The 14,112-nt window shown below is 65.3% G+C and carries 12 protein-coding genes and 1 pseudogene; 2 read left to right on the top strand and 11 right to left on the bottom strand.

The window, feature by feature from the left end; genetic code table 11:
* Positions 1-291 precede the first annotated feature (291 nt).
* Positions 292-3,564, top strand: coding sequence for a ribonuclease E (gene rne, locus QN085_RS07360; RefSeq protein WP_024086521.1), 3,273 nt, complete (start codon positions 292-294; stop codon positions 3,562-3,564).
* A gap of 184 nt (positions 3,565-3,748) precedes the next feature.
* On the opposite strand, the gene murB is transcribed toward rne, so the two are convergent.
* The 8 genes from murB to QN085_RS07320 all read right to left on the bottom strand — a co-directional run bounded on the left by murB (position 3,749) and on the right by QN085_RS07320 (position 10,832).
* Complete coding sequence (gene murB / locus QN085_RS07355) at positions 3,749-4,768, bottom strand: UDP-N-acetylmuramate dehydrogenase (RefSeq protein ID WP_023662429.1); 1,020 nt, start codon at positions 4,766-4,768, stop codon at positions 3,749-3,751.
* Positions 4,765-5,229: a low molecular weight protein-tyrosine-phosphatase gene (locus tag QN085_RS07350; RefSeq protein ID WP_003259973.1), complete on the bottom strand. Its 465-nt coding sequence runs from the start codon at positions 5,227-5,229 to the stop codon at positions 4,765-4,767. The genes murB and QN085_RS07350 overlap by 4 nt, the downstream gene beginning before the upstream one ends.
* Complete coding sequence (gene kdsB, locus QN085_RS07345; RefSeq protein WP_013971566.1) at positions 5,229-5,993, bottom strand: 3-deoxy-manno-octulosonate cytidylyltransferase; 765 nt, start codon at positions 5,991-5,993, stop codon at positions 5,229-5,231. The genes QN085_RS07350 and kdsB overlap by 1 nt, the downstream gene beginning before the upstream one ends.
* A complete protein-coding gene (locus tag QN085_RS07340; RefSeq protein WP_011532874.1) occupies positions 5,990-6,175 on the bottom strand; it encodes a Trm112 family protein in 186 nt (61 codons plus the stop codon). The genes kdsB and QN085_RS07340 overlap by 4 nt, the downstream gene beginning before the upstream one ends.
* Positions 6,176-6,219: 44 nt before the next feature.
* The gene (gene lpxK, locus QN085_RS07335; RefSeq protein WP_196184115.1) at positions 6,220-7,221 is read right to left on the bottom strand and encodes a tetraacyldisaccharide 4'-kinase; all 1,002 of its coding nucleotides are present in this window, start codon (positions 7,219-7,221) and stop codon (positions 6,220-6,222) included.
* Complete coding sequence (gene pocB / locus QN085_RS07330; RefSeq protein WP_023662669.1) at positions 7,221-7,655, bottom strand: flagellar polar localization protein PocB; 435 nt, start codon at positions 7,653-7,655, stop codon at positions 7,221-7,223. The genes lpxK and pocB overlap by 1 nt, the downstream gene beginning before the upstream one ends.
* Positions 7,652-8,287, bottom strand: coding sequence for a flagellar polar localization protein PocA (gene pocA / locus QN085_RS07325; protein ID WP_003259970.1), 636 nt, complete (start codon positions 8,285-8,287; stop codon positions 7,652-7,654). Before pocA ends, pocB begins: the two co-directional genes overlap by 4 nt.
* Positions 8,288-8,618: 331 nt before the next feature.
* Entirely contained in the window at positions 8,619-10,832 is a 2,214-nt protein-coding gene (locus tag QN085_RS07320) for a DNA internalization-related competence protein ComEC/Rec2 (protein ID WP_024086520.1), read from the bottom strand.
* A gap of 142 nt (positions 10,833-10,974) precedes the next feature.
* Between QN085_RS07320 and QN085_RS07315 the strand changes: the two are divergent.
* Positions 10,975-11,481, top strand: a pseudogene (locus tag QN085_RS07315) (DUF2062 domain-containing protein); the annotation flags it as partial.
* 9 nt (positions 11,482-11,490) lie between these two features.
* Here the strand turns inward: QN085_RS07315 and QN085_RS07310 are convergent.
* From QN085_RS07310 to QN085_RS07300, 3 genes are all read right to left on the bottom strand, one after another.
* Positions 11,491-12,270: an ABC transporter permease gene (locus QN085_RS07310; RefSeq protein ID WP_003260104.1), complete on the bottom strand. Its 780-nt coding sequence runs from the start codon at positions 12,268-12,270 to the stop codon at positions 11,491-11,493.
* Positions 12,267-13,199 carry an ABC transporter ATP-binding protein gene (locus tag QN085_RS07305; RefSeq protein WP_013971560.1) on the bottom strand — a complete coding sequence of 311 codons (933 nt, stop codon included), beginning with the start codon at positions 13,197-13,199 and terminating at the stop codon, positions 12,267-12,269. Before QN085_RS07305 ends, QN085_RS07310 begins: the two co-directional genes overlap by 4 nt.
* Before the next feature lie 144 nt (positions 13,200-13,343).
* The gene (locus QN085_RS07300) at positions 13,344-13,967 is read right to left on the bottom strand and encodes a glutathione S-transferase (RefSeq protein ID WP_024086519.1); all 624 of its coding nucleotides are present in this window, start codon (positions 13,965-13,967) and stop codon (positions 13,344-13,346) included.
* Positions 13,968-14,112 lie beyond the last annotated feature (145 nt).

Raw genomic sequence — 14,112 nt, 5'->3', positions numbered from 1 at the left:
CTGAACAGATGCCCCCGGGCGTCCACGGCTGACGGTTGATTCCTCCTCCTGACTGAGTGCACAAGGCCCGCTTGGTTGATTCGGATTCCAATTCGAAGCCACCGGGGCCTTGTTGGCACCGCAGCAAACAGGACGCGTCGTCGCGACAACGGCAGGCTGGGCAACCGGCTGGTGCCGAACGTTGCTCGACACGGGGGTGGCCCGGCCACCCTTTGCGCACCTTGGCACCGACCATGAGACGTCGTGTGTGCCGAACGCCGTTTCCGGCAGCCCGGAAACCGACGGTACAACATGAAAAGAATGCTGATTAACGCGACTCAACCCGAAGAGTTGCGTGTAGCCCTGGTGGACGGCCAACGTCTCTACGACCTGGACATCGAGTCCGGCGCGCGCGAGCAGAAAAAGGCCAACATCTACAAAGGCAAGATCACCCGCATCGAACCCAGCCTCGAAGCCGCCTTCGTCGACTTCGGCTCCGAACGTCACGGCTTCCTGCCGCTGAAAGAAATCTCCCGCGAATACTTCAAGAAAGCCCCCGAAGGGCGGGTCAACATCAAGGAAGTACTGAGCGAAGGCCAGGAAGTCATCGTCCAGGTCGAGAAGGAAGAGCGTGGCAACAAAGGCGCCGCCCTCACCACCTTCATCAGCCTGGCCGGCCGCTACCTGGTGCTGATGCCGAACAACCCGCGCGCCGGTGGCATCTCCCGCCGCATCGAAGGCGAAGAGCGCAACGAACTGCGTGAAGCCCTGAACGGCCTGACCGTGCCGGGCGACATGGGCCTGATCGTGCGTACTGCCGGCCTTGGCCGCAGCAGCGAAGAAATGCAGTGGGACCTCGACTACCTGCTGCAACTGTGGACCGCCATCAAGGAAGCGTCCCAGGACCGCGCCGCGCCATTCCTGATCTACCAGGAAAGCAACGTCATCATTCGCGCCATCCGCGACTACCTGCGCCAGGACATCGGCGAAGTGCTGATCGACAGCATCGATGCCCAGGAAGAAGCCCTGACCTTCATCCGCCAGGTCATGCCGCAGTACGCCAGCAAGGTCAAGCTGTACGAAGACAGCGTGCCGCTGTTCAACCGCTTCCAGATCGAAAGCCAGATCGAGACCGCCTTCCAGCGCGTGGTCGACCTGCCGTCCGGCGGTTCGATCGTGATCGACCCGACCGAAGCCCTGGTGTCGATCGACATCAACTCGGCGCGTGCCACCAAAGGCAGCGACATCGAAGAAACCGCCCTGCAGACCAACCTGGAAGCGGCCGAGGAAATCGCCCGCCAGCTGCGCCTGCGTGACATCGGTGGCCTGATCGTCATCGACTTCATCGACATGACCCCGGCGAAAAACCAGCGCGCCGTCGAAGAACGTGTTCGCGAGTGCCTGGAAGCCGACCGCGCCCGCGTCCAGGTCGGCCGCATCTCGCGCTTCGGCCTGCTGGAAATGTCCCGTCAGCGCCTGCGCCCTTCGCTGGGCGAAAGCAGCGGCATCGTCTGCCCACGCTGCTCCGGCACCGGCATCATCCGTGACGTCGAATCGCTGTCGCTGGCCATCCTGCGCCTGATCGAAGAAGAAGCCCTGAAGGACCGCACCGCCGAAGTTCGCGCCCAGGTGCCGATCCCGGTGGCTGCCTTCCTGCTCAACGAGAAGCGCAACTCGATCACCAAGATCGAACTGCGCACCCGTGCGCGCATCATCATCCTGCCGAACGATCACCTGGAAACTCCTCACTTCGAAGTACAGCGCCTGCGCGACGACAATCCGGAAGTGCTGAGCAACCAGTCCAGCTACGAGATCGCCGCCGCCGAAGCCGAAGAAGCGCCGCAGCCGACCGCCACCCGCACCCTGGTTCGCCAGGAAGCCGCAGTCAAGACCGCCCCGGCCCGCGCCAACGCGCCGGTACCGGCCACTGTCGAAGAACCGCAGCCTGCCGCACCGGTCGCCCCTGCCCCGGTCGCTCCGGAGCCAAGCCTGTTCAAGGGCCTGGTGAAGTCGCTGGTAAGCCTGTTCGCCGGCAAGGAAGAGCCTGCCGCAGCGCCGGTTGTCACTGCCGCCGAGAAGCCGGCCGCCGAGCGCAGCCCACGCAACGAAGAACGCCGCAACGGCCGCCAGCAAAGCCGCAACCGCAACGGCCGTCGCGACGAAGAACGCAAGCCGCGTGAAGAACGTGCCGAGCGCGCACCTCGTGAAGAACGTGCCCCGCGCGAAGAACGCGCACCACGTGAAGAACGCGCCCCACGCGAAGAGCGTGCACCACGTGAAGAACGCGCCCCACGCGAAGAGCGTGCACCGCGTGAAGAACGTGCTCCACGCGAAGAGCGTGCTCCACGCCAGCCACGCGAAGACCGCCGCGGCAACCGTGGCGAAGAGCGCGTGCGCGAACTGCGCGAGCCACTGGACGCCACCCCTGCCGAGCGTGAAGAACGTCAGCAGCGCGAGGAACGTGTAGCCCGTGAAGAACGTACCCCGCGTGAAGAGCGTGCACCTCGCGAGGAACGCGCACCACGTGAAGAGCGCGCACCTCGTGAAGAACGTGCTCCACGTGAAGAACGCGCACCTCGCGAAGAACGTGCTCCTCGTGAAGAGCGCGCACCTCGTGAAGAACGTGCTCCACGCGAAGAACGCGCCCCTCGCCCACCACGCGAAGAACGTCAGCCACGCGTAGCCGAAGAAGCCGCCGAGCAGGCTGCCGAGCTGGCCGAAGAGCAACTGCCGAACGAAGAGCTGCTGCAGGACGAACAGGAAGGCACCGATGGCGAGCGCCCGCGCCGCCGTTCCCGTGGCCAGCGTCGTCGCAGCAACCGTCGTGAGCGTCAGCGCAACGCCAACGGCGAGCTGATCGATGGCAGCGAGGAAGAAGGCAGCGAAGAGCAGCCACAACAGCACCAGGCCACCGAGCTGGGTGCCGAACTGGCCGCCGGCCTGGCCGTGACTGCCGCTGTCGCCAGCAGCAACATCAGTGCCGACGCCGAAGCCCAGGCCAACCAGCAGGCCGAGCTTGCCACCGCCGAAGTCGCCCAGCAGGTCGAGCAGGCTGAGAAGTTCGAGCAGATCGAAGCTGCCGCCAAGGCTGAAGAAGTGGCCGAGGCCCCAGTGGTCGAGCAGCCGGTCAGCGAGCCTGTAGCCGTGGTCGAGGCAACTGCCGAGCCAGTGGTCGAAATCGCTCCGCAACCAGTGGTCGACGAAGCACCTGCTGCCGAACCGGTAGTGGTTGCCGAAGCACCGGTAGAAGCGCCTGCCGTCGAGGCCGGTGAAATCGAGCAGGCCCCGGCCGTGATCGAAGCCGCTCCGGTTGCCGAGCAACCTGCCCCGGTTGTCGAAGCCCAGCCAGAAGTGGTGGCCGAGCCTGCCCCAGTGGCGGTCGAGCCTGCACCGGTCGAAGCCCCTGCGGCGGTGGAACCTGCCACTGTCATGCTGGCCAACGGCCGTGCGCCGAACGACCCGCGTGAAGTGCGTCGCCGCAAGCGTGAGGCCGAGGCTGCCGCCAAGGCCGCACAGGAAGCTGCCGCAGCCACCGAGGAGCCAGCCCTGGAAGCCAGCGATGAGCAAAAGCCTCATCACGGTTGATAGCCAAGGCTGAATGAAAAAGCCCCGCCAGTTCGCACTGGCGGGGCTTTTTCTTGGCTGGGCGTTTTTCCTGTACCGGCCTCTTCGCGGGTAAACCCGCTCCTACAGTGCCCACCACCCTCAGGCCCTATGAAGTCCCTGTGGGAGCGGCTTCAGCCGCGAAAGGGCCAGCCCAGGCACTGAATCAGTAGAGGTTAGGCTCCATCTCCAGCTCGACCCCGAACCGCTCGAGGATATCGGCCTGGATCCGCCGCGCCAGTGCATGCATCTGCGCCCCGCTCGCCTGGCCGTAGTTGACCAGCACCAACGACTGCAAACGATGCACCCCCGCATCCCCCTCGCGGTGGCCCTTCCAGCCAGCCTGCTCGATCAACCAGCCTGCCGCCAGCTTCACCTGGCCATCGGCCTGCGGATACGCCACCACTCCCGGGTACTGCGCACGGATACGCTCGACCAGCTCCGCCGAGACCACCGGGTTCTTGAAGAAGCTCCCGGCATTACCCAGCTCTGCCGGGTCTGGGAGCTTCTCGCGGCGAATGCTGCAGATCGCCTCGCTGATCGCCTGCGCGGTCGGCTCGGTCACGCCCTGTTCCGCCAGGCGCTGGCGCACCGGGCCGTAGTCCAGGTGAGCCTGTAGCGTACGGCTCAAGGCAAAGCGCACACGCAGGATCAACCAACGCCCAGGGTTGCGCTTGAACAGGCTGTCGCGATACCCGAAGGCACATTCAGCCAGGCCGAAGTCACGCAACTCGCCGGTCTCGCGGTCCAGGGCGGTCAAGCCGACAAATACGTCCTTGATCTCCACGCCATAGGCGCCCACGTTCTGCATCGGCGCGGCGCCCACGGTGCCAGGGATCAGGCTGAGGTTCTCCAGCCCGCAATAGCCCTGCGCCAGTGTCCACTGCACGAACGGGTGCCACGGCTCACCGGCCTCGGCCTCGACCACGATACGTTCGCCATCGTCGCTGAGCACGCGCCGACCACGGCTGGCCATATGCAGCACCAGCGCATCGATATCGCGGGTCAGCAGCAGGTTGCTGCCACCGCCAATCACCAGCACCGGCACGCCGCCTTGCCGCGCCTGGGCCAGCGCCAGGCGCACCTCCTGGTCATCATGTGCCTGGGTGAAATACCGCGCCTTCACGTCGATGCCAAAGGTGTTGTACGGCTTGAGCGATACCTGCTCCTGCCACTGCACTGTCATAGCCGCCCCTTGATTTCCAGGACCAGCGCCTGGCACGCCGCTTCAACCAGGTCGAGCACCTGCTCGAAGCCGTCGGCGCCACCGTAGTACGGGTCCGGCACTTCATCCAGCGCTGCGCCATAACGGCGCAGGAACAGGTCGAGCTCGCCCACTGCCGTGTGCGGGCGCATCGCACGCAAATGGCCGAGGTTGCTTTCGTCCATGGCCAGGATCAGGTCATATTCGGCAAAGTGCGCCGCCTTGACCTGCTGGGCGCGTTGCTGCGAGAGGTCATAGCCACGCGCCAGCGCTGCCTTGCAGGTGCGGCTGTCGGGCGCCTTGCCGACGTGCCAGTCGCCGGTGCCGGCCGAGGCTACATGCACCCGGTCGGCAAGCCCGGCAGCCTGCAATTGATGGCGCAGCACGCCTTCGGCGGTGGGCGAGCGACAGATATTGCCAAGGCAGACGAACAGGACGCGCATCAGGCCTCCAGCAAGCGCCGTACGCGCTCCAGGTCTTCAGGGGTATCCACGCCCACGGCAGGCGCCTCGATGGCGTCTTCGACGTGGATGCGCACGCCATGCCACAGGGCACGCAGTTGCTCCAGCGCTTCGGTTTGCTCAAGCCAGCATGGGCCCCAACTGACGAAGTCCTGCAGGAAGCCGACGCGGTACGCGTACATGCCGATGTGGCGGCGATATGGCACGCCTTCTGGCAACAGGTTGCGGTCCTTGGCAAAAGCATCGCGGGCCCAGGGCAGCGGCGCACGGCTGAAGGCCAGGGCGAGGCCATTCTTGTCGCTGACCACCTTGACCGCATTGGGGTTGAACACGGTTTCCGGCTCATGGATCGGTTCGGCCAGAGTGGAGATGCCGGCTTCCGGATGCGCCGCCAGGTTGGCTGCCACCTGGTCGATGATCACCGGCGGGATCAGCGGCTCGTCGCCCTGTACGTTGACCACGATGGCATCGGCCGGCAGCCCCAGGTGTGCGACCACTTCGGCCAGGCGATCGGTGCCGGACTCATGGTCAGCACGGGTCATCAGCACTTCAGCTCCGAAGGCCTGACAGGCCTCCAGAATGCTGGCGTCATCGGTGGCGATGACTACGCGGCCCGCGCCGCTCTTGCGGGCCTGTTCCCACACGTGCTGCACCATCGGCTTGCCAGCGATCAGCAGCAATGGCTTGCCCGGCAGTCGTGTGGAGCGCAGACGGGCGGGGATCACCACGGTGAAATCCAGGCTCATTTGTCCAGACGCTCTTCATCAGTCAGGGTGCGCGCCTCGCTTTCCAGCATGACCGGGATGCCGTCGCGGATCGGGTAGGCCAGGCCGGCGCCCTTGCTGATCAGCTCGGTCTTGTCGGCACTGAGCTTGAGCGGGCCCTTGGTGATCGGGCAGGCCAGGATATCGAGCAGTTTGGTGTCCATTTGAGGCTTCCTTTAGGCCAGGTGGCCGGGAATTGAAAAAGGGCTCAGGGCTTGCGCAGCAAGCGTTGCAACTGGTTGTCGAACCAGGCGCTGAAAGCCGGCGTGGGCTGCGCCTCGACGGCCAGGTACCACCAGTCGTCAGCGGCGAAGGCCCGGCATTTCACCGCATCCTTCTCGGTCATGACCAGCGGCAGCGGCGGGCTGAAGGCCAGGCTCCGGGCGCTGAACTGCGCATGGTCGGCAAAGGGATGCGGCACCGGCTGCCAGTTTAGCCCCAGCAGGGTATTGAAGAAACGTTGCGGGTTGCCGATACCGGCCACCGCGTGCAGGCGTTGGCCTGCGGGAAAATGGTCAAGCGCACGGCGCTCGCCACTGCGCAGGTTGACCAGGGCGGACGGCTGCAGGCGGAAGCCGAAGCCATCGGCGCGGTCTGCGCTGGCGCCGTTGAACAGCACTGCATCAGCCTCGTGCAGGCGCTCGGCGGGCTCACGCAACGGCCCCGCCGGCAGGCAGCGGCCATTGCCCAGGCCGCGGGCGGCATCGATCAGCACCAGCTCCAGGTCGCGCGCCAGGCGATAGTGCTGCATGCCGTCGTCACACAGGATCAGGTCGAGGGGTTCACTGGCCAGTAATGCCTGCACGGCGCGGGAGCGGTCGGGGTCGATCATCAGCGGCACGCCGGTGCGCTGCACGATCAGCAGCGGTTCGTCGCCGGCCTGCCCAGCCGCCTGATCGGGCTGCACGCGCCAGGGTAGCTGCGGCGGTTTGGCGCCATAGCCACGGCTGACCACGCCCACCTTCAACCCCTGCTTGCGGCAGTGCTCAATCAGCCAGAGGATCATCGGCGTCTTGCCGGTACCACCCACGGTAATGTTACCCACCACGATGACCGGCACCGGGGCCCGGTAGCTGGCACTTTCGCCGCTGAGAAAACGCGCCCGCTTGCGCGTGACCACGCGGCGATACAGTGCCTCCAGCGGGCGCAGCAGCGCCAGGGCCGGGTGCCCGGCGTACCAGGCGGCGAGCAGACGGTCGGCGAAGGCCATCAAGGTGTGCCCTGGGCCGCCTCGACAGTGGTCATGCGCAACTGGCTGAAACCGAGCTTGCCGGCGGCATCCATCGCAGTGACCACGGCCTGGTGCGGGGTCTTGCCGTCGGCGCTGATGGCCAGCGGCAGCTTGTTGTCGCCGCCCGACTCACGCTCGATCGCTTCGCTCAGGGTGGCCAGGTCGCTTTTGGGCAGCAGGTGGTTGTTCACCGAGTACACGCCTTCGGCGCTGATGGTGATTTCCACCAGTTTGCCCTGGTCGAGCGCCGCCGGCTCGGCGCTGGCGGCTTCGGGCAGCTCGACGCGCAGCTGGGTCTCGCGGGTGAAGGTGGTGGTGACCACGAAGAACAGCAGCAGGACGAACACCACGTCGATCAGCGACGCCAGGTTGATGTCGACGTTCTCCCGCTGGCGATTGCGCCGGAACTTCACGCCTTGCCTCCGGCCACTTCCACTTCGCGGTCGCCCTGGATCACTTCCACCAGCTTGATCGCTTCCTGCTCCATGCCCACCACCAACTCATCGATACGGCGCAGCAGGAAGCGGTGGAAGAATACCGCCGGGATACCGACCATCAGGCCGGCCGCGGTGGTGACCAGGGCCTTGGAGATACCACCGGCCAGCACTGCGGCGTTGGCGGTCATCTGCGAGCCCATGAAGGCGCTGAAGATGTCGATCATGCCCAGCACGGTGCCCAGCAGGCCCAGCAGCGGGGCCATGGCGGCGATGGTGCCGAGGGTGCTGATGTAGCGTTCCAGTTCGTGGATGACGCGCGAGGCGGCCTCCTCGATGCATTCCTTCATGATTTCGCGACCATGGCGCGAGTTGGCCAGGCCGGCGGCAAGGATCTCGCCCAATGGCGAATCAGCACGCAGGGCCTTGAGCTTGTCACTGGTCAGCTGCTTGTCCTTGATCCATATCCACACCTGGCCGAGCAGGTGCGGCGGGGTGACGCGACTGACGCGCAGGGTCCACAGGCGCTCGACGACGATAGCCATGGCAGCGATGGAGCTCAGAATGATCGGCAGCATCATCCAACCACCGGACTTGACCAATTCCCACACAGTAAACGCCCCTTCGGAAAAAGGCCGCCACTCTACCATAGGCGCGCCGGGGGCTCATCTGCCGGAGGTCAGGGAATTGGCCTACCCCGGTTTCAACCTTGAGCTGTCGGGTGGCTGAACTGGCCCTTTCGCGGGTGAACCCGCTCCCACAGGTTCAGCGTCAATTCGAAGCCAGCGCAGTACCTGTGGGAGCGGGCGCGCCCGCGAAAAAGACGACGCGGTGGATGGCACCGGCTTTGCCGGTGTTCGCGGGCATGCCCGCTCCCACAGGTACCGCGTGATCTCAAGTGCGACGCCGTCCCTGTGTGGGTTTACCCGCGAAAGGGCCTGCTCAGCCACCGCCCGCATCCCTCCAGAAACGCCGCTGTCGGCGCACACTCTCGACTTCCCCCAGCCTCCCCAGCACCAACCGCAACGCCCCCTGCTCCGCCGTGTCATGCATCACCACCCCATGCCGCCGATAACGTTCGACCACCTGCGCATGCGGGTGCCCGAAGCTGTTGTTGCGCCCGCGCGAAATCAGTACCCCGCGCGGCGCCGTGGCGCGGATGAAGGCCTCGCTGGACGAACTGCGGCTGCCATGGTGCGGCGACTGCAGCCAGTCGATCCGCGGCGCTTCTGTGGCCGCCAGCCAGGCCCGTTCGGCACCGGCTTCCATATCTCCCGCCAGCAACAACCGCTCACCCTGCGCCTCGACCAGCAACGCACAGGAGCGGTCATTGCTGCTCTGTCCATCAGCCCAGCGCCACAGCGAAAAGCGCACGCCATCCCACGTCCATTGCTCGCCACTGGCACAAGGTTGCAGTCGCATTTCATCCAGCACTTCGCCGCCGATTACCCGCTTGACCGGCAGGCCACGTATGATTGCACCAGCACCACCGGCGTGGTCGGCATGGGCGTGGCTGACCAGCATCAAGTCCAGGCTGCCCACCCCCAGCTTGCGCAAGGTCGGCAACACCACCCGCTCGCCCAGGTCGCTCTCTCCCCTGGCCGGCCCGGCGTCGTACAGCAGGTTGTGATGCCGAGTGCGCAACAGCACCGCCAGCCCCTGGCCGACGTCCAGCTGCCAGACCTCGACCTGGCCGAACGGCACCGTCTCCCGGGGTACCCACAGCGCCAGCAGCATTACGCCACCCAACCCGCGCAGTGGTACGCCACGGGGCATCAAAACCAGCAGCGCACCCAGGCACACCAGCAGCCAGGCCCACAACGGCACGGCTGGTGGCAGCCACGCCGGCTGCTGGGCCGCCAGCGCCAGCAGCCGGAAAAGCACATCAAGCAAACCACCCGCCAGCCAGAGCAGCGCCTCCCCTACCCCGCCCAACGGCAGCAGCAAAGTGCCCAGCAACGCCAATGGCAGCACTGCCAAGCTGACCCACGGCACCGCAACAAGGTTGGCCAGCGGCGCACTCAAGCTCACCGGCAAGCCCGTAGCCAGCAGTACCGGCAACAAGCCGATCGCAATCACCCATTGCGCCCGCGTCCAGGCCTGCCAGGGCCGCCAGTTGCCCAGGCGGGCACTGAAGCAATAGACAAGCGTGGCCACGGCCGCGAACGATAGCCAGAACCCGGGCAGCAGCGCGGCCAACGGTTCCAGCAACAGTACGGCAACCAGCGCCAGCAACAACGGCAAGGTCGCACCCAGTTGGCGAAAACGCAGGCGCCAGAGCAACACCACGGCCAGCATCAGGCAGGCACGCTGCACCGGTACACCGCCACCAGCCAACCAACCGTAGGCCAGTGCAGCAGCCATGGCCAAGCCACACGCCCAGGGCAGCCACGGCAGACGAGCGGGCCACAGCCCCCAACGCGCCAGCCCGGCAACCAGGCCATACAGCAAGCCGGCAACCAAGCCGATGTGCTGGCCGGAGATCACCAGCAGGTGCACCGTGCCGGTGGCCTGCAACGTTTGCCAGTCCTCCCGGGCCAGGCCCGCGCCGTCGCCAAGCACCAGCGCCACCAACGCTGCCTGCCGGCCATTGGCGTCCACTGCCAGCAGGCGCTGGCGCAGCGTGTCGCGCCAGCCGCCGGCAACCGGCGCCAGCAACTGCCCGGCCTTGACCGTACCGGTCGCACCGACCCGCCGCGCCAGCAATTGCGCCTCACGGTCCGGCCCATGCGGGTTGAGCAGCCCGGCCGGGCGCTGCAAGGTCACCGCCAGCCGCCACTGCTCGCCCGCGCGCAGCGGCGGGCCGTCGAACCAGCTCAGTTGCAGGCGCTGCGGCAGCTCTGCCCGCCGCGAGCGGGCCGCGTCCAGCTCGAAGCGCACACCCTGCGCAGTCCGGGTCGGCAGGCCGACCACCCGGCCCTCAAGCCACAAGGTGCGACCATCCAGCCCGGTGGCCAGGCGGTCATCCAGGGCCTGCTGCGCAGACCAGCAGGCCCAACACAGGCCCAACAGAAAACAGCCCAGCGGCCACAGCCGCGTGAACAGGCCGAGGCCACCGGCTACAGCCAGCAGCACTAGCCATCCGACAGATGGCAATGCGGGGAGAAAGCCCAGGCACAACAGCCCGAGCGCGAGCGCAAACATCCCTGTGCGCATGAAGTAGAGCTCCAGAAGCGAAATCACCTTCTGAGGCATAGCCCAATTGCCGCCAGTGCTTGCTCAACAATTGTCACAAACTCTAAACGAGACTGAGCGGGAATCAGGGCATACTGCCCGGATCAACGCTCCGGGAGCCTACATGCCGCGCCGACTTTTCAAACGCTACATGCCGGACCCGACCAGTATTCGGGAACACAAGTCCTTACGCTTTTTCGGCAAGTTGCTGCATGACCCGAACCTCTGGCACCTGAACCGCCATTCGGTGGCGAGGGCAATGGGCGTTGGCCTGTTCGCGGCGCTGATCCCGATGCCGGCGCAAATGCTGCTGGCTGCCGCGCTGGCCATTCCGCTACGCGGCAACCTGCCGATCGCGGTCAGCCTGGTTTGGCTGACCAACCCGCTGACCATGCCACCGGTGTTCTTCGTCACTTACATGACCGGCGCCTGGCTGATGCAGGTACCGCCGCGCACCCTGCCCGACGAACTGACTTTCCAGTGGATCACCGACCAGTTGTCGACGCTGTGGCAACCCTTCCTGCTCGGCTCGGTAGTGTGCGGTGTGGTGCTGGGCATCCTTGGCTACTTCACCACCATGCTCTACTGGCGCTGGTGGGTGGGCCGGCAGTGGCGTCTGCGCCAATGCCGGTGCAAGGCTTCAGGCACGCATGCCGCGGCCGCTGACCAGCAGGCGAACGCACACCAGGTAGAGCACCGCGGTGGCGACCAGCATGAAGGTAATCGCCGTGCCAATGCTGATATCCGACACCCCTAGGATGCCGTAGCGGAACGAGTTGACCATGTGCAGCACCGGGTTGGCCAACGACACGGTCTGCCAGAACGGCGGCAGCAGGTTGATCGAATAGAACACCCCGCCCAGGTAGGTCAGCGGCGTCAGCACGAAGGTCGGGATGATCGAGATGTCGTCGAAGTTGCGCGCGAACACCGCGTTGACGAAGCCCAGCAGCGAGAAGATGGTGGCGGTCAGCAGCACCACGACCACGGTCACGCCCAGGTGGTGCACCTGCAGGTGGGTGAAGAACAGCGACAGGAAAGTCACGATCACGCCCACCGCCAAGCCACGCAGCACGCCACCCAGCACATAACCGACGAGGATGGTGTGTGGCGATACCGGCGACACCATCAGCTCTTCGATGGAGCGCTGGAACTTGCTGCCGAAGAAGCTCGACACCACGTTGCCGTAGGAGTTGGTGATCACCGACATCATGATCAGCCCCGGCACGATGTATTCCATGTAGGTGAAGCCACCCATGTCGCCGATCTGCCGGCCGATCAGGTTACCGAAGATGACGAAGTACAGGACCATGGTGATCGCCGGCGGCAGCAGGGTCTGCGGCCAGATACGCAGGAAGCGCCGCACTTCGCGGTAGACGATGGTGTTCAGGGCGACCCAGTTGGTGCGCAGTTCCACACTCATACGGCCACCTTCGACAGGTTTTTTTCCACCAGGGACACGAACAGCTCCTCGAGTCGGTTGGTCTTGTTGCGCAGGCTCTGCACCTCGATGTTCTGCAGCGCCAGCTGGCCGAACAGCGCAGTGATGCCGATGTCCTTGTCCACCTGCACTTCCAGGGTGTGCGGGGTCAGCAACCGGCACGGGTAGCCCTGCAGCACCGGTGCAGTGGCCAGGTCCTGCCTGAGGTCGAGGACGAAGGTTTCGACATGCAGCTTGCCCAGCAACTGGCGCATGCTGGTGTTCTCGACGATGGTGCCGTGGTCGATGATGCCGATGTTACGGCACAGCTGCTCGGCCTCTTCCAGGTAGTGGGTGGTGAGGATGATGGTGATGCCCTTCTGGTTCAGCTCGGTGAGGAAGCTCCACATCGAACGGCGCAGTTCGATGTCCACACCGGCGGTGGGCTCATCGAGAATCAGCAGGCGCGGCTCGTGGATCAGCGCGCGGGCAATCATCAGGCGGCGCTTCATGCCCCCCGACAGCGAACGCGACTGCACGTCACGCTTGTCCCACAGGCCGAGCTGGGTCAGGTACTGCTCGGCACGCTCCTTGGCCACCTTGGGCGGGATGCCGTAGTAACCGGCCTGGGTCACGACGATGTCGAAGGTTTTCTCGAACTGGTTGAAGTTGAACTCCTGCGGCACCACGCCCAGGCAACGCTTGAGCGCCGACGGCTCGCGGTCCAGATCGTGGCCGAACACGTTGACCGTGCCGCTGGTCTTGTTGACCAGGGTGGAGAGGATGCCGATGGTGGTGGACTTGCCCGCGCCGTTGGGGCCGAGCAAGGCGAAGAAGTCGCCTTCGGCAACATCCAGATCGATGCCCTTGAGGGCCTGGAAGCCGTTGCCGTAGGTCTTGGTCAGCTGTCGGATGGACAGGGCGGAACTCATAGCGGGTCACTTACCGAGAAAAAGGTGCAGGACACGCCAGGTAAAGGCACTGGCGCAGTGAGTGCGGCCAATGGTGCTTGGCCTGGCCGCACAAGTACAGTCATGTGTATTGATAATGACTATCGAAGTGGCCGTGGTGTTCGATCAGGTCAGCGCAGTCATTACCGCTGCCTGGTAGGCAGGACGGGCCTTGAGGCGCTCGTACCAGGCCTCCAGGTGACGCATGGCCGGGCGCTCGATGGGCATTTCGAACCAGGCATAGATGAAGCTGCCCAGTGGGATGTCGCCCATGCCGATCTGGTCACCGGAAAGGTACGGCTGTTTGGCCAGGGCCTCGTCGGCAATGGCCAGCAGCTGGGCGCATTGCTTGTGCGCAGCGTTGATCGCCACCCAGTCGCGCTGGTCTTCCGGGGTGCGCAACAGGCCCCAGAACAGTGGGCGGAATGGCGTGGCGAAGGACGAGGTGGTCCAGTCCATCCACTTGTCCGCCAGGGCGCGCTGACGCGGGTCGTCCAGGTACCAGCCCTGCTCCGCACCGTACTCGGCGCACAGGTAGCGGACGATGGTATTGGACTCCCACAGGGTCAGGTCGCCGTCTTCCAGCATCGGCACCAGGCCGTTGGGGTTGCGGGCACGGTAGTGCGGCTCGTTGACCACGCCGAAGGCGCCGCCGGCGTCGATCGACTCGAAATCCAGGCCCAGTTCGTGGGCGATCCATAGCGCCTTGCGCACATTGCTCGAATTCTTGCGGCCCCAGATCTTCAGCATGGCAACGTCCTTATGAATGCGGAGGTGGTGCAGTCTACTCCAGACTTTCGTCGCCTGTACCGGCCTCTTCGCGGGTAAACCCGCTCCTACAGGGTTCTGCGCCAGACCTGAGAGTGATGCAGTACCTGTGGGAGCGGGTTCACCC

The sequence above is a fragment of the Pseudomonas sp. M2(2023) genome (genome assembly GCF_030263955.1).
In the GTDB taxonomy this organism is placed as follows: domain Bacteria; phylum Pseudomonadota; class Gammaproteobacteria; order Pseudomonadales; family Pseudomonadaceae; genus Aquipseudomonas; species Aquipseudomonas asiatica.
Note: the sequence above shows the minus strand (reverse complement) of the source record. Positions and strands in the feature narration are given on the sequence as shown.